Genomic DNA, 21810 nt, shown 5'->3' with positions numbered 1-21810 from the left:
GAGAACCCGCCATCAGGCGGGTTTTTGCGTTTTGGCTTCCGGTGACAATTCCCGGTCGCGTGTCCACTCGTTGCTCAATATCCACCAGCGGGTGCGCTGGCGGCAGAGGCGTTGGTGGTGCATAAGCAGCGTGTCAGGGTCGCACTGTGCAATCAGCGCGAGCGCGGGGGCGGGATGCTGCCAGTTGTCCCAGGCGCGGTCCAATAGGCTGTCCGCTGGCTGGCGGAGACGGTCAATCAGCGCGGCCTGCATCTCCGACAATGCTGCGGCGGGCAGCGCGGCGATCTCCGCCGTCATGGCCTGGAGGAACGTTTTGCAGTGGCTCAGGAGCTGGCGGGTGGTGAGGTGCGGCGATTGCAGCGCAAACAGTATGCCCGCGTGATCCGCGCTCTGGTGGAAGCGGCAACTGACCACGTAGCCAATGTTTAGCTCCACCCGCAGCCGCTGGAAGAAGCGCGGCTCATAGATCATCGCCAGCAACTGCCCCGCCACTTTTGCGTCCGGCGCATCGTCAAGCGGGCAAAATAGCAGGAGCGCACGCTCTGCGCTGGCGGTGGCGATCGACCAGATCCGCCGGACTGGCGGCAGGATCGGGACGATCCCGGTCGCAGCGTTGACCGGTGCCGGAAATGCGCTCAACTGGCGGGCAAGCGAGAGGCGCAGCGACTCTTCGCCGCCATACAGGCTGGCCTGCCAATGGCCGGGAAAGGCGCTATCCGTCGGCGTGGCCAAACAGCCCGGCAGGCGGTTGAGCAGGCTACGAATGGGAATGTCCGCGTGCCATGCCTGCTGCTCCTGACGCGCGGCCTGCTGCCCTCGCGCCACCGCCTCTGCCGACAACGGCAACCGCGCGCAGATGTGCGCCAACGCCTGTGGCATCAGTGATGGCTGTGCCCGGCAACGCAGCGCCCAGACGCCCTGCTGGCGGCCAAATGCCAGTTCCCCACCCTGATGGGCCAGATCGCCCGCCAGCGGCCGCAGGGCGCGCTGTATGGCGTGCCCCCAGTCATCCGGGAAGGCGTGGCCGCGCGCCGGGCGCAGCAGCAGTACCGGGTCGCCGCTGGTTGCCGCCTGTTGCGGCAGGAGAACCGCGTTCACAGGTAACGCTGGCAGGGCTGAGGGTTGCGCCAACGGGTGGAAATGCCAGTCAGGCGTCGCCACGGCTGGCAACGGCTCAGGCGGGCGCGTCGAGAGTGTCAGCGGGAATCCCTGCACGCTGGCCTGTTGCCCTCGGTTATCCGGCGCGGCCCACAGCCAGGCGCCCTGCCGGTCTGTCAGTTGCGCCAACAGCGCGCGCCACTCCGCCTCCTCCACCCTGCCGGGCGGTGGGAAGCCAAACGCCTGCTCACGCAACTGATCCATCGGCGGCAAGCGCCCGGCCTCCTGCTCCGCCAGATGCGCATAGTGCTCACGCTGGGCAGGCGTCAAGGTAGTGAGCCGCTGGCACCAGTGCTGGAACAGCGCCGCCATGCGCGGAAGCGCGCTACGGGTCAGAGTGCTGCCGCTGAACTCCACGGAGAGAATGGCAGCAGTGGCGGCGCGGTACTCCAGCAGCAGGCGCGCCTCGTCACAGAGGTTCTCCTGCCGCAGGCCCGCCAACAGGCTGCCAGTGGCTTCATCCATCAACAGCCGGCGCAACAGGGAGAGCGCCGGCCAAGACACTGGCGATAACGCGAACCCCAGCCGTAGCCGTGGGGTGCCAGCGCAGCGCAGATCGATGACCGGTTGGGCCGCCAGTTCCGGCGGCGCGGGCGGCGTCGGGCGCGGCAACTCACCCGCGGCAAAGCGGCCGCCATAGCGCCGGGCAAGCTGTTCCAGCGTCTCGAGCGGCTGGGGGCCGTGCAGCCAGAGGGTCAGGTTGGCGGCGCGATAGACACGTTGGTGGAAAGCGCGCAGCGCCTGTTGCAGGGTATCTTCATCGTCGCCAAAGCTTTCCCGGCTGCCGACCTGAAACCGGTGCAGCGCCGTTGGGCCACGGAACGCCAGACTCAGGGCGGCGGCGCACTGCGTCTCGGCGTGGGTCTGGAGCAGGCCATATTCGGCATCAATGATGGCGCACTCCTGGCGCTGCGCCTCTTGCGTCAGCAGCGGCGCGGCCAGCATATCCACCAGCCGCGCCACACCCGCTTCCAGCTGGTCAGCGTTGACCTCAAAGAAGTAGGCGGTGGAGGTCGCGAGCGTCGTGGCATTCACCCGCCCGCCCTGCGCCTGCACCCACGCCATCAGCCGCGCCCGATCGCGAAAGCTTTCGCTGCCAGCAAACACCAGATGCTCCAGCAAGTGCGCCAGCCCCGGCCACTCGGCTGGCTCATCGTGGCTGCCAGCATCGGCCAGCAGCAGCGCCGCGGCGCGCGCGCCCTGCGGCTGCGTAACGCAGTGCACCCGCAGGCCGTTCGGCAGGATCAGCGCGCGCGCCTCCGGCATCAGCACTCAGCCTTGAAGATCAGCTGCGAGTTGGCGCGGTTGCGGAAGGTCAGCTGGTCAATCAGCATGGTGGTGCAGTTGGCCTTCTCCCGCGCCTCCAGAATCTGGCCGTGGTGCGGGGATTTGCTACAGACCGGGTCGGCGTTGTCGGCATTGCCGGTCAGCATGTAGGCCTGGCAACGGCAGCCGCCGTAATCCTTCTCCTTTTCCGGGCAGGAGCGGCACGGCTCCGGCATCCAGTCATAGCCGCGGTAGCGATTAAAGCCGAAAGATTCATACCAGATGTGGTGGAGATCGTGCTCCAGCACTGACGGGAACTTCACCGGCAATTGGCGCGCGCTGTGGCACGGCAGGGCGTCGCCCTCTGGCGTGACGCTAAGGAAGATGGCACCCCAGCCGCCCATGCACCCTTTCGGGCGCTCCTCGTAGTAATCCGGCGTGACGAACAGCAGGTTCGCCAGGTTACCGCTCTCCGCCATCTTCGCGCGGTAGCGCTGCACGGTGGCCTCGGCGCGGGCGATCTGCTCACGCGTCGGCAGCAGCCCCTCGCGGTTGAGGTGCGCCCAGCCGTAGAACTGGCAGGTCGCCAGCTCGACGTCATCCGCCTCCAGCTCGATGCACAGCTCAATAATGCGATCGATCTGGTCGATGTTATGGCGGTGCAGCACAAAGTTGAGCACCATCGGGTAGCCCTGCGCCTTGACCGCCTTGGCCATCGCCAGCTTTTGCTGGAACGCCTTTTGCGAACCGGCCAACGCCGCGTTCAGCGTCTCGTCACTGGCCTGGAAACTGATCTGGATATGGTCCAGCCCCGCCTCACTGAAGGCTTCCAGCTTCTTCTCCGTCAGGCCGATGCCGGAGGTGATGAGGTTGGTATAGAACCCCATGTCATGCGCGGCCTTGATCAGCTCAGGCAGATCCTTGCGCACCAGCGGTTCGCCGCCCGAGAAGCCGAGCTGGACGCTGCCCAGCTCACGCGCCTGGCGGAACACCTCGATCCACTGCTCCGTTGTCAGCTCCTTCTCCTGTTTGGCGAAGTCGAGCGGGTTGGAGCAGTAGGGGCACTGCAATGGGCAGCGATAAGTCAGCTCCGCCAGCAGCCAGAGCGGCGGGTTGACCTGTGGTTTTTCACTCACGGAACATGATCCACTTTTGTTCATAGGCGCTGACGAAGAACTCCTTCACATCTTCGCCCACACCCCCGGCGTCAGGGAAACGCGCATCCAGCGCGGCAATGATGTCTGCAACGGTGCGCTTGCCATCCACCAGCTCCAGAATGGCGGTCGCGCTCTCATTGAGCTTGGCCATCCCCTCTGGGTAGAGGATCACGTGGCAATCCTGCACCTTCTCAAACTGCAGGCGGTAACCACGGCGGAAAACCGGGGTGCTTGCCTCTTTGATCTCAATCATACGAGTCTCTCGCTATGCCAGACAGGTTGCTGGGTAACAGTATGGTACGGCGGGCGATCCAGCGCGTAGGCCATGGTCATGGCATCCAGCATGGTCCACAGGATGTCCAGTTTGAATTGCAGGATCTCCAGCATACGCTGCTGCTTCTCCACGGTGTCGCAATACTCCAGCGCCAGCGCCAGGCCATGCTCCACGTCGCGGTTCGCCTGACTCAGGCGGCTGCGGAAGTAGCCGTAGCCCTCTGGCTCAATCCAAGTGTAGTGCTGCGGCCAGCTGTCCAGCCGTGACTGGTGGATCTGCGGGGCGAACAGCTCGGTCAGCGAGCTACAGGCCGCCTCCTGCCAGTTGGCGCGGCGCGCGAAGTTGACGTAGGCATCGACCGCGAAGCGCACGCCCGGCAGCACATACTGCTCGGAAAGCAGCGCCTCACGTTGCAGGCCCACGGCCTCGCCCAGACGCAGCCAGGCCTCAATGCCGCCCTCGCCCGGCTGGGTGCCGTCGTGGTCGAGGATGCGCTGTACCCATTTGCGGCGGGTCTCCGGATGTGGGCAGTTCGCCATGATGGCGGCATCTTTCAGCGGGATGCTGGTCTGGTAGTAGAAGCGGTTTGCCACCCAGCCCCGGATCTGCTCTACCGTCGCCTGCCCATTGTGCATGGCGATATGGTACGGGTGGTGGATGTGGTAGTACGCGCCCTTGGCGCGCAGCGCCTGTTCAAACTCATCTGGCGTCATCAGTTGCGCCGGCGTCTCTGTTCTCATGGTGATCTCCTAGAGCGCAATCGTCATGCCGTCCCAACTGACCTCTACCCCTTGCTCCGTCAGGAGGCGGCGTTCAGCTGAGTCTTCATTGAGAATCGGATTGGTGTTGTTGATATGGATGAGGATTTTGCGTTTGGCTGGCATACTGCGCAGCAGTGCCGCCAGCCCCTGATCCTCCGCCAGCGCCAGGTGGCCCATGTCCTTCCCGGTGTTGCGCCCCACGCCGGTGTCTGCCAGCTCATTGTCACGCCAGAGCGTGCCATCAATCAGCAGGCAGTCCGCCTTTTTCATCCAGCCCAGCAGGGTGTCGTCTGGCTCGCCGAGGCCCGGCGCATAGAGCAGCGAAGTACCGTTGGCGATGTCCTCAATGAACAGCGCGACGTTGTGGCCCGGCAGCGGCTTGCCGCGATAGCGTGAATAGGGCGGCGCATTGCTCAGCAGCGGGATGGCGGTGAAGCGGATGGTCGGACAGACCGCGACGGAGAAGCTCTCTTGCGGGGCGATGGGATGGTGGATCAGGCCGCCGTTCCAGTGGGAGAGCATGGTAAAGACCGGGAAACCGGTGGTCAGGTCGTCATGCACCTCTGGCGTGCACCAGACGTGGTGCGGGCACCCCTCACGCAGGTTGAGCAAACCGGCACTGTGGTCGATCTGGCTGTCCGTCAGGATAATTGCGCCGATACCGGTGCCGCGCAGTACCCCTTTCTTATGAAGCTCCGGCGAGGCCGCCAACTGGTGGCAGATGTCGGGCGAGGCGTTGCACAGTACCCACTCTTCGCCATTGTCACTGACGGCGATGGAAGATTGCGTGCGGGGAGAGGCGTTGATCGTACCGTTACGTACGCCCTGGCAGTTGCTGCAATGGCAGTTCCACTGAGGAAAGCCGCCGCCCGCCGCAGAACCGAGAACTTTAATCTGCATGTGTAGACCGAGAAGGGAGAAGAGAAGATGCCCACAGCCAGGCCGTGGGCATGGGGATTAACGGTTGGAAATGTACAGAGTCACTTCCAGGCCGAGACGCAGGTCAACAAATTTAGGTTTAGTCCACATGGGGTTATCCTCTTGGTGTCATAAAGAAGCATGTCACACATGCTCAGGTAATTGCGGCAAACAACTGACGGGTTGTCAAATTCAGCAGGGATAAATACCTGTTGGCGGGTCAACCCGGCAGGCTGCCAGGCCGCAACGATTTTAGCGGCGCTGATGTTGCTCCAATGTAAATAGTTAATCAACCCTTAATACGGGCTGAAGCATCAGGCAACGTCAGCTCCCCTACTCGCCCCAGGTGCCTTTCAATACCCGCAACCAGTTGCGCCAGGAAATTTTTTCAATCAGCTCAGTGCCATAGCCAGCGTCTGCCAGCGCCTGTTGCAGGCGGGGCAAGCCCGTGACGTCTTTCAGCTCATCTGGCACGCTGATGCCATCGAAATCCGAGCCAAAGGCGACCCGGTCTTCACCCAGTTTAGCGATCAAATAGTCAATATGTTTGACGATTTCTGTTATCGGGGTGTTTCCACTGCGTTGCCCATCGCTACGCAAAAAAGCGTTGCCAAAGTTGACGCCCACCAGCCCATCGCTTTCACGGATGGCAGCCAGCTGTTTGTCTGTCAGGTTGCGCGGCTGCGGGCAGAGCGCATGGGCGTTGGAGTGAGTGGCTACTAGCGGCGCATCGCTAAGGGCGGCGGTCTGCCAAAAGGCCTTCTCATTCATATGGGAGAGATCGATCAGCAGGCGTTTGCGATTGCAAGCGCGTAACAGCGCGATGCCCTCGGCGGTCAGCCCCTCGCCCGTGTCCGGCGAGCCGGGGAAGGTGCCGCTGATGCCAAAGCCGTAGCGGTTCGGCAAGTTCCAGAATGGCCCCAGGCTGCGTAGCCCGGCATCATAGAACTCATCCAGCAGCGCCAGCTCATCATCCAGCGCCTCCGCCCCCTCAATATGCAGCACCATCGCCAATTGGCCGGCGGCCATGCACTGCTCAATCTCGGTCGCCGTGCGGCAGATTTTGGCTTGCCCTGCGGAGTCCGCCTCCAGCTGTTGCAGGATGGCAATCTGCTGGCGGGTGATGCCGAGCGGATCGTGTGGCGCGTCGGCCGCTGCTGGCTTTATTTTGGCAGCGTGTTCAGCTGGCGGCACGAATACCGCGAACATGCCACCCGCGAAACGTCCCTGCCGCATCCGCGGCAAATCGAGGTGGCCCTGAATGCCCCCCTGCAAAAATGCGGCGGCTGGCTGTGCATCATGGTGCAGCCAGAGATTCAGCAACAGATCGTTATGGCCATCAAAGACCGGGAAAGCGGGGAGATTCGGCATAGTATTCAGTATGGCAGGTGGAATTTCGGTTTTGTTATACGGAAAGGCCAAGGGGGGCGCAAGTAAGAAAGTCTTTAGTTATGCAACAAAAGCCGCTGGCAGCGGCCATTAAAAAAGGGAACTGCGTCAGCAGTTCCCTCTCTGGATGAAGCTGAATCAGGACTGTTTCAGCTCACGCGCTTTTTGCAACATCATGCGCTTTTCATAGCGGGCCGCTTTGGCGCTGTCGAACTGGTTCTCCCACTTCGCAATCACCAGCACCGCCAGCGCGTTGCCTACTACGTTCAGCGCGGTGCGCGCCATGTCCAGCAGGCGGTCAACACCGGCGATGAAGGCTAGACCTTCCAGCGGAATGCCCGCGCTGCCCAGCGTCGCCAGCAGCACCACAAAGGAGACGCCCGGCACACCGGCGATGCCTTTGGAGGTGACCATCAGCGTCAGCACCAGAATGATCTCCTGGCTCAGCGACAGGTCGATGCCATACATCTGCGCAATAAAGATGGCGGCAATTGCCTGATACAGCGTCGAGCCATCAAGGTTAAAGGAGTAACCGGTCGGCACCACAAAACTGGTGATAGCTTTCGGCGCGCCATAGGCTTCCATCTTCTCAATAATACGCGGCAGAACAGTCTCTGAACTGGAGGTAGAATAGGAGAGGATTAGCTCATCTTTCAAAATACGGATCAGCGTCATAATGCGTAAGTTACACATCCGCGCAATGCCGCCCAACACCACCAGCGCAAAGAAAATAATGGCGAAATAGACCAACAGCATCAGTTTGGCCAGTGGCAGGAGTGAACCAAAGCCAAAGTTTGCCACTGTCACCGCGATCAGGCTGAATACACCAATCGGTGCATAACGCATGATCATGTTGGTCACTTTGAACATGGTTTCCGAGACCGCTTTAAATACTTTCAGCAGCGGCTCTTTGGTCTCTGTCGGCAGGGAGGAGAGGCCCAGACCAAACAGCACAGAGAAGAAGATAATCGGCAACATGTCACCTTTTACCATCGAAGAGAAGATGTTCGACGGAATTAGCGACAGGATTGTCCCTACCAGACTGTGGCCACTGCTCTCAACTGCTTCAGTGGTTTTCTCATATTGGGAAATATCGACCGCAGAGAGCGTCGACATATCGATACCGTGACCGGGTTGAAAAACATTAGCCAGGGTAATTCCCACTACAATGGCAATGGTGGTAACCACTTCAAAGTAAATAATGGTTTTCAGTCCGATGCGGCCAAGTTTTTTTGCGTCACCCACGCCGGCAATACCAACAACCAGAGTGGCAATCACAATAGGTACGACAATCATTTTAATCAGGCGAATAAAAATACTTCCTGCCGGATTAAGAATATTATCCACCAACCATGTTTTTGATTCAGGTTGGTTATGCAGTACGGCACCAACAATAATGCCTAATGCCAATGCAATCAGGATTTGCCAGGCGAGGCTTATTTTAACATTTCTCATACCGAAAAAGTCCTCAAAGCCTCCTTTCCCCATTTTAATTTGGTGAAAAGAGTACTTAATCGTTACATACGGGCTATAGTTAATGAGATGGGCGCTGCAACTTCCCGTCAGATGCAAGCCGGCTAAATCAGTATCATTTTGCACCGCTGCACTGCAAGCGTTGATTTCGTATGCAATTTACCCACAAAAGCCATACATAATGCTTATGTAATAACCATGCTGTCATAAGTTTATGTTATCGCTTGAATAATTTCCTCTTTGTCGCAAATATCTATAGGCGCCACTCTGAAAATAGAATTTAAAAAAAGTCGCCCTCCCGCTCACTATTTACCCATCGCCCACCGCTATTATGTTTATAAAATGTTAATATAGCTCGCGCCGTTATATCCACACCATTAACAGGGTGAAAGGGCATTTACTGCCATTTTACCTCAGCTTCCACTACATCACGCCGAGACAATAATTTCCTCTAGCTATCGCCCTCTGCCTGACTGCTATTCATGCAGGAAATCTTGGCGGCCCTAATGCTTATTCATGACGAGTAAAAAATCAGCGCCCTATTTATTCCTGAGATGCCGATACTTTTTATCGATGTCATTGATAGGTACTGACTAAATTAGAAATGAATGGCGTTAAACGGCGGCTTTACTGCTTTTTCATTTAAATAGCAGGTTTTTCCCTGCTTATTCACGTTTTTACCCAGCAACTTTTTACCAATTAATCTGCCCTTTCTCATCACAGAAGTGATTAATTTATTGAGATTTTCACAAAAAGTTACGTGTTGCGTGATCTGTCGCCCAAAAAGAGAACAAAGAACCAAGGCAAACTACAATTAACTTATGGTTGACATACTATTAACATTCTCAAGGAGAAATGACGATGAGCCAGATTCATAAACACCCTGTCCCTGCCGCCATTGCAGAGCATGCCCTGATCAATCCAGAGCAATATCAGCAGTATTACAAGCAATCAGTTGAAGACCCGGAAGCCTTTTGGGGGGAACACGGCAAAATCATTGACTGGATCACGCCTTATAGCCAGGTAAAGAATACCTCCTTTGTACCGGGCAATATCTCTATTCGTTGGTTTGAAGATGGCACGCTGAACCTGGCAGCCAACTGTCTCGATCGCCATCTTGCTGAGCGCGGTGACCAGACTGCCATTATCTGGGAAGCAGATAATCCGCAGGAGGAGAGCCAGACCCTCACCTACCGGCAACTGCATCAACAGGTGTGCCGCTTCGCCAATGCCCTGAAAAAACTGGGCATCCGCAAGGGCGATGTGGTCGCCATCTATATGCCGATGGTGCCAGAAGCGGCTGTCGCGATGCTGGCCTGCGCCCGTATTGGTGCCGTGCACTCGGTGATCTTTGGTGGCTTCTCACCGGATGCCGTGGCCGGGCGCATTATCGACTCCAGCGCCAAACTGGTGATCACCGCCGATGAGGGCCTGCGCGCGGGCCGCACCATCCCGCTGAAAAAGAATGTGGATGACGCGCTGAAGAATGCCTCTGTCACGTCCATTACCCATAGCATTGTCCTGCGCCGTACGGGTAAGCAGGGTGAATGGCAGGAGGGACGCGATCTCTGGTGGCACGATGTGATCCGTGATGTGTCCGATGATTGCCCGGCGGAGGAGATGAAGGCGGAAGATCCGCTGTTCATCCTCTATACCTCGGGTTCGACTGGCAAGCCGAAAGGGGTACTCCATACCACCGGCGGCTATCTGGTCTATGCCGCCATGACCTTCAAATATGTGTTTGATTACCATCCCGGCGAGATCTACTGGTGCACCGCAGATGTCGGCTGGGTAACCGGCCACAGCTACCTGCTCTATGGGCCGCTGGCCTGCGGCGCCATTACGTTGATGTTTGAGGGGGTACCCAACTCCCCTACCGTAAACCGTATGGCACAGGTGATCGACAAGCATCAGGTCAACATCCTCTATACCGCACCGACCGCCATCCGCGCCTTAATGGCCGAGGGTGACAAGGCAATTGAGGGCACCTCTCGTGATTCACTGCGCATCATGGGTTCGGTCGGGGAGCCGATCAACCCGGAAGCCTGGGAGTGGTACTACAACAAGATCGGCAATGGCAACTGCCCAATCGTTGATACCTGGTGGCAGACGGAAACCGGTGGCTTCATGATCACCCCTCTGCCGGGCGCCACGGAGCTGAAGGCCGGTTCCGCGACCCGCCCGTTCTTCGGGGTACAGCCCGCGCTGGTTGATAATGAGGGCAATCCGCAAGAGGGTGCCTGTGAAGGCAACCTGGTGATTACCGACTCCTGGCCGGGACAGGCACGAACGCTGTTTGGCGACCATGAGCGCTTCGAGCAGACCTACTTCTCTACCTTCAAAGGCATGTACTTCAGCGGTGATGGCGCACGCCGAGATGAAGATGGTTACTACTGGATTACCGGCCGGGTGGATGATGTGCTGAATATCTCCGGGCATCGCCTTGGGACGGCGGAGATTGAGTCGGCTCTGGTGGCGCATCCGAAAATTGCTGAGGCCGCGGTGGTTGGCATCCCCCACAACATTAAAGGTCAGGCAATCTACGCCTATGTCACCCTCAACCACGGTGAGGAACCTTCGCCTGAGCTTTACACTGAAGTACGTAACTGGGTTCGCAAGGAGATTGGCTCCATTGCCACGCCCGATATTCTGCACTGGACCGATGCCCTGCCAAAAACCCGCTCCGGCAAGATCATGCGCCGTATCCTGCGCAAAATTGCCGCCGGTGACACCGCTAACTTAGGTGATACCTCTACCCTCGCCGATCCCGGCGTCGTCGAGAAGCTGTTGGAAGAAAAACAATCAATGAACGCTGCATCGTAATTACACCGCCCTGAGGGCGGTGTTCTCAATCAATGCCTCACAGGAGACTCCGATGAATGATGCGATTTATCAAGGGATTGAAAAGGACCCGCGCTTTAGGGAATTGGTGCGAAAACGTGGCCGCTTTGCCTGGCTGCTCTCAATCATTACGCTGGTGTTGTATGTCAGCTTTATTTTGCTGATCGCGTTCGATCCACAGTGGCTGGGCACCCCCATCGGGACGGACACGGTGATCACCCGCGGTATTCCGGTTGGGATCGGGCTGATCCTGATCTCCTTCATCCTGACCGGGATCTACGTCTTCCGGGCCAATGGCGAGTTTGATCGCCTGACGCAGGAGCTGGTGCGTGGGGTGAAGCCATGAACACCAAGTTGATCGCTTCGCTGGCGCTACTGGCGCTACCTCCAGCCGCGCTGGCGCGGGTAGCCGGTGATGTCCAGCGGCAACCGCTGAACATCCAGGCCATCATCCTGTTTGTACTGTTTGTCGGGGCGACCCTCTATATCACCTATTGGGCCGCCAAACGCACCCGCTCACGCCAGGATTACTACACGGCGGGCGGGCGCATTACTGGTTTCCAAAATGGGTTGGCGATTGCCGGCGACTTTATGTCTGCGGCTTCGTTCCTCGGGATCTCGGCGCTGGTCTATACCTCTGGCTACGATGGCCTGATCTACTCCATCGGTTTCTTGATAGGTTGGCCAATCATCCTGTTTTTGATTGCTGAGCGTCTGCGTAACCTAGGGCGTTACACCTTCGCCGATGTCGCCTCTTACCGCCTGCAACAGAAGCCAATCCGGCTGCTGTCAGCATGTGGCTCACTGGTGGTGGTCGCGCTCTACCTAATCGCCCAGATGGTAGGTGCCGGCAAGTTGATCCAGCTGCTGTTTGGCCTTAACTACCATATTGCGGTGATTTTGGTTGGGATTTTGATGGTGCTGTATGTGCTATTCGGCGGCATGTTAGCGACCACTTGGGTGCAGATTATCAAAGCCGTGCTGCTATTGGCTGGTGCCAGCTTTATGGCGCTGATGGTGATGAAATCCGTAGGCTTTGATTTCAACCGGCTCTTCACCGAGGCAATTAGCACACATCCCAAAGGGCTGGCCATTATGAGCCCTGGCGGATTGGTCTCTGACCCGATCTCCGCCCTCTCCCTTGGCCTGGCTCTGATGTTTGGTACTGCCGGTTTGCCACATATCCTGATGCGCTTCTTCACCGTAAATGATGCCAAGGAGGCCCGGAAAAGCGTGTTCTACGCCACTGGCTTCATCGGCTATTTCTATATCCTGACCTTTATTATCGGGTTTGGCGCAATCTTCCTGGTAGGGGGCAACCCAATCTTCAAAGACGCCACTGGCGCACTGCTGGGCGGCACTAATATGGCGGCGGTACACCTGGCTAATGCGGTCGGCGGTAACTTCTTCCTTGGTTTTATCTCTGCCGTCGCCTTCGCTACCATTCTGGCCGTGGTCGCGGGTCTGACATTGGCCGGTGCCTCTGCGGTCTCCCATGACTTGTACGCAAGCGTGGTGAAGAACGGTAAGGCGACCGAGCAGGATGAGCTGCGCGTTTCCAAGATTACGGTACTGATCCTGGGGATCGTGGCAATAGGACTGGGGATTCTGTTTGAGAAGCAGAACATCGCTTTCATGGTCGGTCTGGCCTTCTCTATCGCAGCCAGCTGCAATTTCCCGATTATCATTCTGTCGATGTACTGGGCAAAACTGACCACTCGCGGTGCCATGATTGGCGGCTGGTTAGGGCTGTTGACGGCCGTATTGCTAATGATCCTTGGCCCGACAATCTGGGTACAGATCCTCGGCCATGCCGCGCCAATTTACCCTTATGAGTATCCTGCGCTGTTTTCCATGATCGTTGCCTTTGTCGGCACCTGGCTATTCTCGATCACCGATCATTCGGTGCAAGGTGAACAAGAGCGGGCGCGCTTCTTCTCACAGTTTGTCCGTTCGCAAACCGGTGTAGGGATCTCGCAAAGCGTGGAACATTGATAGCTCATCAAGCAAACCCAAAGGCCATCCCGTTGGATGGCCTTTTTCATGGCATTAACGATTATGATGTAAACAAAAAAGCCCCACGCTGTCGCATGGGGCTTTTCTATTGGGCAGGCAAGGCTGCATAGAGTACAAACTTATTGCCTGCTCAACGAAAATTTATGCCCACAGGATCTATTTTTCCCGTTTTTCAGGCAAACAAAAAAGCCCCATGCTGTCGCATGAGGCTGTTTTGTGAATGGATGCCTGGCAGTTCCCTACTCTCGCATGGGGAGACCCCACACTACCATCGGCGCTACGGCGTTTCACTTCTGAGTTCGGCATGGGGTCAGGTGGGACCACCGCGCTCGTGCCGCCAGGCAAATTCTGTGCTCTGACCGCCCACCGGGCCATCAGATATCTGAACCAAGCTGAATATCGCGTCTCTAAAAACACCTTCGGTGTTGTAAGGTTAAGCCTCACGGGTCATTAGTACCGGTTAGCTCAATGCATCGCTGCACTTACACATCCGGCCTATCAACGTCTTCGTCTTAAACGTCCCTTCAGGAGGCTCAAGGCCCCAGGGAAGACTCATCTTGAGGCAAGTTTCGCGCTTAGATGCTTTCAGCGCTTATCTTTTCCGCACTTAGCTACCGGGCAGTGCCATTGGCATGACAACCCGAACACCAGTGGTGCGTTCACTCCGGTCCTCTCGTACTAGGAGCAACCCCTCTCAATCTTCCAACGCCCACGGCAGATAGGGACCGAACTGTCTCACGACGTTCTAAACCCAGCTCGCGTACCACTTTAAACGGCGAACAGCCGTACCCTTGGGACCTACTTCAGCCCCAGGATGTGATGAGCCGACATCGAGGTGCCAAACACCGCCGTCGATATGAACTCTTGGGCGGTATCAGCCTGTTATCCCCGGAGTACCTTTTATCCGTTGAGCGATGGCCCTTCCATTCAGAACCACCGGATCACTAAGACCTGCTTTCGCACCTGCTCGAGCCGTCACTCTCGCAGTCAAGCTAGCTTATGCCTTTGCACTAACCTCACGATGTCCGACCGTGATTAGCTAACCTTCGTGCTCCTCCGTTACTCTTTAGGAGGAGACCGCCCCAGTCAAACTACCCACCAGACACTGTCCTCACCCCGGATAACGGGGCCGAGTTAGAACATCAAACATTAAAGGGTGGTATTTCAAGGTTGGCTCCATGCAGACTGGCGTCCACACTTCAAAGCCTCCCACCTATCCTACACATCAAGGCTCAATGTTCAGTGTCAAGCTATAGTAAAGGTTCACGGGGTCTTTCCGTCTTGCCGCGGGTACACTGCATCTTCACAGCGAGTTCAATTTCACTGAGTCTCGGGTGGAGACAGCCTGGCCATCATTACGCCATTCGTGCAGGTCGGAACTTACCCGACAAGGAATTTCGCTACCTTAGGACCGTTATAGTTACGGCCGCCGTTTACCGGGGCTTCGATCAAGAGCTTCGCGTTGCCGCTAACCCCATCAATTAACCTTCCGGCACCGGGCAGGCGTCACACCGTATACGTCCACTTTCGTGTTTGCACAGTGCTGTGTTTTTATTAAACAGTTGCAGCCAGCTGGTATCTGCGACTGGCTTCGGCTCTGGGAGCAAGTCCCTTCACCTACATGCCAGCGTGCCTTCTCCCGAAGTTACGGCACCATTTTGCCTAGTTCCTTCACCCGAGTTCTCTCAAGCGCCTGAGTATTCTCTACCTGACCACCTGTGTCGGTTTGGGGTACGATTTCGTGTTACCTGGAGCTTAGAGGCTTTTCCTGGAAGCAGGGCATCAGCTACTTCACCACCGTAGTGGCTCGTCATTGCGCCTCAGGGTTAACAAGAAAGCGGATTTACCTGCCTTCTCCCCCTACACGCTTAAACCAGGACAACCGTCGCCTGGCCAGCCTAGCCTTCTCCGTCCCCCTTCGCAGTAACACCAAGTACAGGAATATTAACCTGTTTCCCATCGACTACGCTTTTCAGCCTCGCCTTAGGGGTCGACTCACCCTGCCCCGATTAACGTTGGACAGGAACCCTTGGTCTTCCGGCGAGCGGGCTTTTCACCCGCTTTATCGTTACTTATGTCAGCATTCGCACTTCTGATACCTCCAGCAGACCTCACAGTCCACCTTCGCAGGCTTACAGAACGCTCCCCTACCCAACAACGCCTAAGCGTCGCTGCCGCAGCTTCGGTGCATGGTTTAGCCCCGTTACATCTTCCGCGCAGGCCGACTCGACCAGTGAGCTATTACGCTTTCTTTAAATGATGGCTGCTTCTAAGCCAACATCCTGGCTGTCTATGCCTTCCCACATCGTTTCCCACTTAACCATGACTTTGGGACCTTAGCTGGCGGTCTGGGTTGTTTCCCTCTTCACGACGGACGTTAGCACCCGCCGTGTGTCTCCCGTGATAATATTCTTCGGTATTCGCAGTTTGCATCGGGTTGGTAAGCCGGGGTGGCCCCCTAGCCGAAACAGTGCTCTACCCCCGAAGATAAATTCACGAGGCGCTACCTAAATAGCTTTCGGGGAGAACCAGCTATCTCCCGGTTTGATTGGCCTTTCACCCCCAGCCACAAGTCATCCGCTAATTTTTCAACATTAGTCGGTTCGGTCCTCCAGTTAGTGTTACCCAACCTTCAACCTGCCCATGGCTAGATCACCGGGTTTCGGGTCTATACCTTGCAACTAGACGCCCAGTTAAGACTCGGTTTCCCTACGGCTCCCCTATTCGGTTAACCTTGCTACAAAATATAAGTCGCTGACCCATTATACAAAAGGTACGCAGTCACCCTGATAAATCAAGGCTCCCACTGCTTGTACGTACACGGTTTCAGGTTCTATTTCACTCCCCTCGCCGGGGTTCTTTTCGCCTTTCCCTCACGGTACTGGTTCACTATCGGTCAGTCAGGAGTATTTAGCCTTGGAGGATGGTCCCCCCATATTCAGACAGGATGTCACGTGTCCCGCCCTACTCATCGAACTCACAGCCTGTGTATTTTTGTGTACGGGACTATCACCCTTTACTGTGCGACTTTCCAGACGCTTCCACTAACACACAAACTGATTCAGGTTCTGGGCTGTTCCCCGTTCGCTCGCCGCTACTGGGGGAATCTCGGTTGATTTCTTTTCCTCGGGGTACTTAGATGTTTCAGTTCCCCCGGTTCGCCTCACTGCACTATGTATTCATGCAGAGATAGTGTGACGTATCACACTGGGTTTCCCCATTCGGGTATCGTCGGGTATAACGCTTCATATCAGCTTACCGACGCTTATCGCAGATTAGCACGCCCTTCATCGCCTCTGACTGCCTAGGCATCCACCGTGTACGCTTAGTCGCTTAACCTCACAACCCGAAGATGTTTCCATCAGGGTGTGATTATTTGAGAGACTCTCTTACATGCGCCATCTCTCAGAACTTCTACGGAGAGAGACAGGGCTGTAAGGTTTCAATTTTCAGCTTGTTCCAGATTGTTAAAGAGCAAATACTTCACAGCATACTGTTGCCAGTATACTCAGAACTATTATTTAGACCGTACGAGATGGTGGAGCTAAGCGGGATCGAACCGCTGACCTCCTGCGTGCAAGGCAGGCGCTCTCCCAGCTGAGCTATAGCCCCGTGCAGTCTTAAGATACCTTTGTGGTAGGCCTGAGTGGACTTGAACCACCGACCTCACCCTTATCAGGGGTGCGCTCTAACCACCTGAGCTACAAGCCTATAAAGGTATTTCTGCTCGAATTTCATCAGACAATCTGTGTGAGCACTGCACAGTCAAATATCTCTAGGTAAGGAGGTGATCCAACCGCAGGTTCCCCTACGGTTACCTTGTTACGACTTCACCCCAGTCATGAATCACAAAGTGGTAAGCGCCCTCCCGAAGGTTAAGCTACCTACTTCTTTTGCAACCCACTCCCATGGTGTGACGGGCGGTGTGTACAAGGCCCGGGAACGTATTCACCGTGGCATTCTGATCCACGATTACTAGCGATTCCGACTTCATGGAGTCGAGTTGCAGACTCCAATCCGGACTACGACGCACTTTATGAGGTCCGCTTGCTCTCGCGAGTTCGCTTCTCTTTGTATGCGCCATTGTAGCACGTGTGTAGCCCTACTCGTAAGGGCCATGATGACTTGACGTCATCCCCACCTTCCTCCGGTTTATCACCGGCAGTCTCCTTTGAGTTCCCGACCGAATCGCTGGCAACAAAGGATAAGGGTTGCGCTCGTTGCGGGACTTAACCCAACATTTCACAACACGAGCTGACGACAGCCATGCAGCACCTGTCTCAGAGTTCCCGAAGGCACCAAGGCATCTCTGCCAAGTTCTCTGGATGTCAAGAGTAGGTAAGGTTCTTCGCGTTGCATCGAATTAAACCACATGCTCCACCGCTTGTGCGGGCCCCCGTCAATTCATTTGAGTTTTAACCTTGCGGCCGTACTCCCCAGGCGGTCGATTTAACGCGTTAGCTCCGGAAGCCACGCCTCAAGGGCACAACCTCCAAATCGACATCGTTTACAGCGTGGACTACCAGGGTATCTAATCCTGTTTGCTCCCCACGCTTTCGCACCTGAGCGTCAGTCTTCGTCCAGGGGGCCGCCTTCGCCACCGGTATTCCTCCAGATCTCTACGCATTTCACCGCTACACCTGGAATTCTACCCCCTCTACGAGACTCTAGCTTGCCAGTTTCAAATGCAGTTCCCAAGTTAAGCTCGGGGATTTCACATCTGACTTAACAAACCGCCTGCGTGCGCTTTACGCCCAGTAATTCCGATTAACGCTTGCACCCTCCGTATTACCGCGGCTGCTGGCACGGAGTTAGCCGGTGCTTCTTCTGCGAGTAACGTCAATCGATAAGGTTATTAACCTTACCGCCTTCCTCCTCGCTGAAAGTACTTTACAACCCGAAGGCCTTCTTCATACACGCGGCATGGCTGCATCAGGGTTTCCCCATTGTGCAATATTCCCCACTGCTGCCTCCCGTAGGAGTCTGGACCGTGTCTCAGTTCCAGTGTGGCTGGTCATCCTCTCAGACCAGCTAGGGATCGTCGCCTAGGTGAGCCATTACCCCACCTACTAGCTAATCCCATCTGGGTTCATCTGATGGCGCGAGGCCCGAAGGTCCCCGCTTTGGTCTTGCGACGTTATGCGGTATTAGCTACCGTTTCCAGTAGTTATCCCCCTCCATCAGGCAGATCCCCAGACATTACTCACCCGTCCGCCGCTCGCCGGCAAAGTAGCAAGCTACTTTCCGCTGCCGCTCGACTTGCATGTGTTAGGCCTGCCGCCAGCGTTCAATCTGAGCCATGATCAAACTCTTCAATTAAAAGCTTGATGTGCTACACAAGGTAGCGATGCTCAAAGGTTACTGTTTGAATTTTACTTCAGTTAGTCACTCTTCAAGACTTAATATTTTGTGCATCCGAAGATGCTTGATATCGTCTTGTGAGTGCCCACACAGATTGTCTGATAAATTGTTAAAGAGCAGTGAGTTACGCGCTTTCGCTTGCTAACTCGAGGTGGCGTATATTACGCTTTCCTCTTTCAGAGTCAACTTCTTTTTTTCAGAAGTTTTTTCTCTTTCGCTCCGGTCGCTCTGTGAAGTGAATCACTTGCGCCGTGTCGATGGAGGCGCATTATAGGGATCTCGTTTTATTGCACAACCCCTTTTTCGATGATTTTGAATCGATCGCACACTTTTCAAGCTTACCGGTTAGATCGCACTCGATCGCGACCAATATATCAACGATCCGCGCATTTGGCAGGTTATAATTTAGACCGTATTCCGCTATTCATATAATGAAGTCACACACAAGGATTCTATAAAGATGAAATCTGGCTCTCTGCGCCCATACCATGATCACACACCTCAACTTGGCCAGCGTGTAATGGTTGATCCCGCCAGTGTCGTGATTGGTGATGTGATGCTGGCTGATGATGTAAGCATCTGGCCCTTGGTTGCCATTCGTGGTGATGTCCATCATGTCCGTATTGGCGCACGCACTAATGTGCAGGACGGCAGTGTGCTGCATGTCACACATAAGTCGAGCTATAACCCAGCAGGTTTTCCGTTATTGATCGGTGAGGATGTGACAGTCGGCCATAAAGCGATGCTGCACGGCTGCACCATCGGCAATCGGGTACTGGTAGGCATGGGATCTATCGTACTGGATGGCGCAGTAATAGAAGACGATGTCATGATAGGTGCAGGCAGTTTGGTGGCGCCAGGGAAACGACTGGTGAGTGGCTACCTTTACCTCGGCAGCCCAGCCAAACAAATTCGCCCTTTAACGCCGGAAGAGATAGCGGGTTTAATCTACTCAGCGAACAATTATGTGAAATGGAAGGATGAATACCTGAATTAGGAGAGGGTAAACCATCCATCCTCCCCTTCCCCATCCTGAGCAATCAGCACCTCTACTTCTTCCTCCAGATCCCAGCGATGCTGCCTGAAAAGTGCCAAACACTGTTCAGTGGTATTGGCACCAAAGCGTTGCCGCATACTCTCGAAAGGGAGGGCGCAGTGCAGCAGCACCCCACCCACCAGCGCGCGGAAGACCACGCACTGTTTTGCATCATCCCAGCGCTCATCGTCAGGAAAGTGAATCGCCTGATTCACGCGGCCATCTCTTTCTTCAGCTGAGCCAGCACCGGCTCAATCTCCGGCATCACGCCATGCCACAGTGCAAACGCATGGGCAGCCTGTCCCACCAGCATCCCCAAACCATCAGCTAATTGTTTGGCTCCATGAGTTTCACCCCATGCCAGGAAAGGGGTCAGTCCCTGCTGATAGAACATGTCATAAAGACGGATATCAGGTGTCACCACGGCAGAGGGTATGGGAGGAATTTCTCCCTGAATGCCAGTCGCGGTGGCATTGATGATCAGATTGACTGGTGTACGCGTAACATTTTCAAAGGCTTCAGCCCTGATGTTTCCCATATGGCTAAACAGTGACGCCAGCTGTTCCGCTTTGGCTTGGGTACGGTTGGCAATGATGATCTCACAGCCGTAGGAAAGCAGAGGCAAAATCACGCCTCGCGCTGCGCCGCCCGCGCCCAGTAACAAAATACTATCTTCCGGCTGAATCATGCCAAGCCGTTCCAGATCGCTGAGCAGACCTATGCCGTCGGTATTATCCCCCAGCAATGAGCCATCGCCCCTCTTCTTAAGCGTATTGACTGCCCCACTCAGGGCCGCCCTTTCACTCAGGTGATCGGCGCGGGCAAAAGCTTGTTCTTTAAAAGGGACGGTTACATTCGCGCCCTGACCGCCCGCAGCAAAAAATGCTTCCAGCGTCGACACAAAGTCATCTAATGGTGCCAGCACCGTACCATACGGATGGGGAATGCTTGTCTGCTGGGCAAACAGGCTATGGATACGCGGCGATTTACTATGGCCAATCGGATTACCGAAAACTGCATAGGTCTCCATCGACGTCTCCGTTATGCCAGTCGCACGTAATCACCCGTCAGGGCGTCACGGATTTCCGTTGGATTTTTACGTCCGCCGACTTCCCCTACTACAACTGGGAAGTCCGCGCCGAACTGGGCGCTGACCTCGGCCGCTGTCCGGCATGGCGGCAGGCCAGTTAAATTTGCGCTGGTAGAGACCAACGGTTTGCCGAACTGCTGACACAGCTCAACCACCAGCGGATGATTGGTTACACGTACGGCCAGCGAGGAGAACCGCCCGGTTAGCCAGTCTGGAGTGCCGGCACGCGCAGGAATTACCCACGTCACAGGGCCTGGCCAGCTCGCAAAAATGGCCTCTTTTTGCTGCTCATTCAACTGCGCTTCATCCAGATAGGGTGCCAGCTGCGAATAATCCGCGGCGATCAGGATCAACCCTTTCTCTTTTGGTCGCTGCTTTAGCGCCAATAGGGCATTAACAGCCTCTTCACTGTCAGGATCGCAACCCAGGCCAAATACTGCCTCAGTGGGGTAGGCAATGACCTGCTGGCCGTGCAGTGCGTGGAGGATGTGTTCAGAAATGGGGGTTACATCAGGCATCATCTTCAACTTCTGTAGTGACCGGTTTACCGCAAAGCTTGCTGGCACAGAAACATTTGGTGCCAGCTGCCGTGCGCTTTTCTATTAATAGCGGATAGTGGCACTCGGCACACTCACCCGCCACGGGTTTATGGTTCAGCGCAAACTGACAAGCTGGATAGCGATCACAGGCGTAAAAAACTTTGCCGTAGCGGGATGTGCGCTGCAACAAAGTCCCCTGTTTGCACTGCGGGCAGACCAGTGCGGTGTTATCCGGTTTATCGAGCGCTTCAATATGGGTACATTGCGGATAATCACTGCATCCGATAAACATGCCATAGCGCCCCTGCCGTAATACCAACGTAGCGTGGCATTGCGGACAGAGTTGTCCTTCCAGCACCTTGACGACATGGCCGTCAGCCTGCGCCTTGAGAGGACGGATATATTCACATTCGGGATAGCGGGAGCAGCCAAGAAAAGGGCCGTGGCGTCCACTTCGGATAACCAATTCGGCCCCACACTCCGGACAAGGTTCATTTTGCCTGGCGGCAAAAATCGCGGCTTTAGACATCG

At 56.0% G+C, this 21810-nt stretch carries 16 protein-coding genes, 2 tRNA genes and 3 rRNA genes; 4 read left to right on the top strand and 17 right to left on the bottom strand.

Annotation, left to right across the window (positions count from 1 at the left end; all coding sequences use genetic code 11):
• Window positions 1-12: 12 nt before the first annotated feature.
• The 8 genes from pqqF to gltP all read right to left on the bottom strand — a co-directional run bounded on the left by pqqF (window position 13) and on the right by gltP (window position 8378).
• Window positions 13-2424, bottom strand: coding sequence for a pyrroloquinoline quinone biosynthesis protein PqqF (pqqF, locus tag ACK3SD_RS01610; protein ID WP_481126556.1), 2412 nt, complete (start codon window positions 2422-2424; stop codon window positions 13-15).
• Complete coding sequence (gene pqqE / locus ACK3SD_RS01605; RefSeq protein ID WP_137761986.1) at window positions 2424-3584, bottom strand: pyrroloquinoline quinone biosynthesis protein PqqE; 1161 nt, start codon at window positions 3582-3584, stop codon at window positions 2424-2426. Before pqqE ends, pqqF begins: the two co-directional genes overlap by 1 nt.
• Entirely contained in the window at window positions 3553-3834 is a 282-nt protein-coding gene (gene pqqD, locus ACK3SD_RS01600; protein ID WP_137761985.1) for a pyrroloquinoline quinone biosynthesis peptide chaperone PqqD, read from the bottom strand. Before pqqD ends, pqqE begins: the two co-directional genes overlap by 32 nt.
• Complete coding sequence (gene pqqC / locus ACK3SD_RS01595; protein ID WP_481126555.1) at window positions 3831-4595, bottom strand: pyrroloquinoline-quinone synthase PqqC; 765 nt, start codon at window positions 4593-4595, stop codon at window positions 3831-3833. Before pqqC ends, pqqD begins: the two co-directional genes overlap by 4 nt.
• A 9-nt stretch (window positions 4596-4604) precedes the next feature.
• Complete coding sequence (gene pqqB / locus ACK3SD_RS01590) at window positions 4605-5516, bottom strand: pyrroloquinoline quinone biosynthesis protein PqqB (protein ID WP_481126554.1); 912 nt, start codon at window positions 5514-5516, stop codon at window positions 4605-4607.
• 57 nt (window positions 5517-5573) lie between these two features.
• Entirely contained in the window at window positions 5574-5645 is a 72-nt protein-coding gene (gene pqqA / locus ACK3SD_RS01585) for a pyrroloquinoline quinone precursor peptide PqqA (RefSeq protein WP_071822147.1), read from the bottom strand.
• 222 nt (window positions 5646-5867) lie between these two features.
• On the bottom strand, window positions 5868-6905 hold the full coding sequence (locus ACK3SD_RS01580) for a dipeptidase (RefSeq protein ID WP_481126553.1): 1038 nt from the start codon (window positions 6903-6905) through the stop codon (window positions 5868-5870).
• A gap of 156 nt (window positions 6906-7061) precedes the next feature.
• Complete coding sequence (gene gltP / locus ACK3SD_RS01575; protein ID WP_137764873.1) at window positions 7062-8378, bottom strand: glutamate/aspartate:proton symporter GltP; 1317 nt, start codon at window positions 8376-8378, stop codon at window positions 7062-7064.
• An 879-nt stretch (window positions 8379-9257) separates the two neighbouring features.
• Here gltP and acs point away from each other — a divergent pair.
• From acs to actP, 3 genes are read left to right on the top strand one after another with little or no spacing between them, the layout of a single operon-like run.
• Complete coding sequence (gene acs, locus ACK3SD_RS01570; protein WP_481126552.1) at window positions 9258-11219, top strand: acetate--CoA ligase; 1962 nt, start codon at window positions 9258-9260, stop codon at window positions 11217-11219.
• Window positions 11220-11271: 52 nt separating this feature from the next.
• Window positions 11272-11583: a DUF485 domain-containing protein gene (locus tag ACK3SD_RS01565; RefSeq protein ID WP_137761980.1), complete on the top strand. Its 312-nt coding sequence runs from the start codon at window positions 11272-11274 to the stop codon at window positions 11581-11583.
• A complete protein-coding gene (actP, locus tag ACK3SD_RS01560) occupies window positions 11580-13232 on the top strand; it encodes a cation/acetate symporter ActP (RefSeq protein WP_481126551.1) in 1653 nt (550 codons plus the stop codon). Before ACK3SD_RS01565 ends, actP begins: the two co-directional genes overlap by 4 nt.
• A gap of 247 nt (window positions 13233-13479) precedes the next feature.
• On the opposite strand, the gene rrf is transcribed toward actP, so the two are convergent.
• The 5 genes from rrf to ACK3SD_RS01535 form a co-directional block, all read right to left on the bottom strand.
• Window positions 13480-13595: ribosomal RNA gene (gene rrf, locus ACK3SD_RS01555) — 5S ribosomal RNA — on the bottom strand.
• Window positions 13596-13682: 87 nt separating this feature from the next.
• Window positions 13683-16592, bottom strand: a 23S ribosomal RNA gene (locus ACK3SD_RS01550).
• A 197-nt stretch (window positions 16593-16789) separates the two neighbouring features.
• Window positions 16790-16865, bottom strand: a tRNA-Ala gene (locus ACK3SD_RS01545).
• Window positions 16866-16887: 22 nt separating this feature from the next.
• Window positions 16888-16964: transfer RNA gene (locus tag ACK3SD_RS01540), tRNA-Ile, on the bottom strand.
• A gap of 69 nt (window positions 16965-17033) precedes the next feature.
• A 16S ribosomal RNA gene (locus tag ACK3SD_RS01535) occupies window positions 17034-18572 on the bottom strand.
• The 16S, 23S and 5S rRNA genes sit together here with 2 tRNA genes alongside, the layout of an rRNA operon.
• Before the next feature lie 502 nt (window positions 18573-19074).
• Here ACK3SD_RS01535 and ACK3SD_RS01530 point away from each other — a divergent pair.
• A complete protein-coding gene (locus ACK3SD_RS01530; protein ID WP_481126550.1) occupies window positions 19075-19611 on the top strand; it encodes a gamma carbonic anhydrase family protein in 537 nt (178 codons plus the stop codon).
• On the opposite strand, the gene ACK3SD_RS01525 is transcribed toward ACK3SD_RS01530, so the two are convergent.
• The 4 genes from ACK3SD_RS01525 to ACK3SD_RS01510 are packed head-to-tail and all read right to left on the bottom strand — an operon-like array spanning window position 19608 to window position 21808.
• Window positions 19608-19865, bottom strand: coding sequence for a DUF1488 family protein (locus tag ACK3SD_RS01525; RefSeq protein WP_481126549.1), 258 nt, complete (start codon window positions 19863-19865; stop codon window positions 19608-19610). The two genes, ACK3SD_RS01530 and ACK3SD_RS01525, sit on opposite strands and share 4 nt — an antisense overlap.
• Complete coding sequence (gene aroE, locus ACK3SD_RS01520; protein WP_481126548.1) at window positions 19862-20680, bottom strand: shikimate dehydrogenase; 819 nt, start codon at window positions 20678-20680, stop codon at window positions 19862-19864. Before aroE ends, ACK3SD_RS01525 begins: the two co-directional genes overlap by 4 nt.
• Before the next feature lie 11 nt (window positions 20681-20691).
• Window positions 20692-21261 (bottom strand): L-threonylcarbamoyladenylate synthase type 1 TsaC, encoded by a 570-nt coding sequence (gene tsaC / locus ACK3SD_RS01515; RefSeq protein ID WP_481126547.1) that lies wholly within the window; start codon window positions 21259-21261, stop codon window positions 20692-20694.
• A complete protein-coding gene (locus ACK3SD_RS01510; RefSeq protein ID WP_137761974.1) occupies window positions 21251-21808 on the bottom strand; it encodes a DNA topoisomerase family protein in 558 nt (185 codons plus the stop codon). Before ACK3SD_RS01510 ends, tsaC begins: the two co-directional genes overlap by 11 nt.
• Window positions 21809-21810 lie beyond the last annotated feature (2 nt).

The sequence above is a fragment of the Chimaeribacter sp. YP20170169 genome (assembly GCF_056739715.1).
The sequence above is the reverse complement of the archived record's forward strand: the minus strand, read 5'-3'. Positions and strand labels throughout refer to the sequence as shown.

What these genes read in the sequence shown, in the direction of transcription:
- pqqF (WP_481126556.1), bottom strand. Translation starts at nt 2,424, where the DNA reads ATGCCGGAGGCGCGCGCGCTGATCCTGCCGAACGGCCTGCGGGTGCAC.
- pqqE (WP_137761986.1), bottom strand. Translation starts at nt 3,584, where the DNA reads ATGAACAAAAGTGGATCATGTTCCGTGAGTGAAAAACCACAGGTCAAC.
- pqqD (WP_137761985.1), bottom strand. Translation starts at nt 3,834, where the DNA reads ATGATTGAGATCAAAGAGGCAAGCACCCCGGTTTTCCGCCGTGGTTAC.
- pqqC (WP_481126555.1), bottom strand. Translation starts at nt 4,595, where the DNA reads ATGAGAACAGAGACGCCGGCGCAACTGATGACGCCAGATGAGTTTGAA.
- pqqB (WP_481126554.1), bottom strand. Translation starts at nt 5,516, where the DNA reads ATGCAGATTAAAGTTCTCGGTTCTGCGGCGGGCGGCGGCTTTCCTCAG.
- ACK3SD_RS01580 (WP_481126553.1), bottom strand. Translation starts at nt 6,905, where the DNA reads ATGCCGAATCTCCCCGCTTTCCCGGTCTTTGATGGCCATAACGATCTG.
- gltP (WP_137764873.1), bottom strand. Translation starts at nt 8,378, where the DNA reads ATGAGAAATGTTAAAATAAGCCTCGCCTGGCAAATCCTGATTGCATTG.
- acs (WP_481126552.1), top strand. Translation starts at nt 9,258, where the DNA reads ATGAGCCAGATTCATAAACACCCTGTCCCTGCCGCCATTGCAGAGCAT.
- ACK3SD_RS01565 (WP_137761980.1), top strand. Translation starts at nt 11,272, where the DNA reads ATGAATGATGCGATTTATCAAGGGATTGAAAAGGACCCGCGCTTTAGG.
- actP (WP_481126551.1), top strand. Translation starts at nt 11,580, where the DNA reads ATGAACACCAAGTTGATCGCTTCGCTGGCGCTACTGGCGCTACCTCCA.
- ACK3SD_RS01530 (WP_481126550.1), top strand. Translation starts at nt 19,075, where the DNA reads ATGAAATCTGGCTCTCTGCGCCCATACCATGATCACACACCTCAACTT.
- aroE (WP_481126548.1), bottom strand. Translation starts at nt 20,680, where the DNA reads ATGGAGACCTATGCAGTTTTCGGTAATCCGATTGGCCATAGTAAATCG.
- tsaC (WP_481126547.1), bottom strand. Translation starts at nt 21,261, where the DNA reads ATGATGCCTGATGTAACCCCCATTTCTGAACACATCCTCCACGCACTG.
- ACK3SD_RS01510 (WP_137761974.1), bottom strand. Translation starts at nt 21,808, where the DNA reads ATGTCTAAAGCCGCGATTTTTGCCGCCAGGCAAAATGAACCTTGTCCG.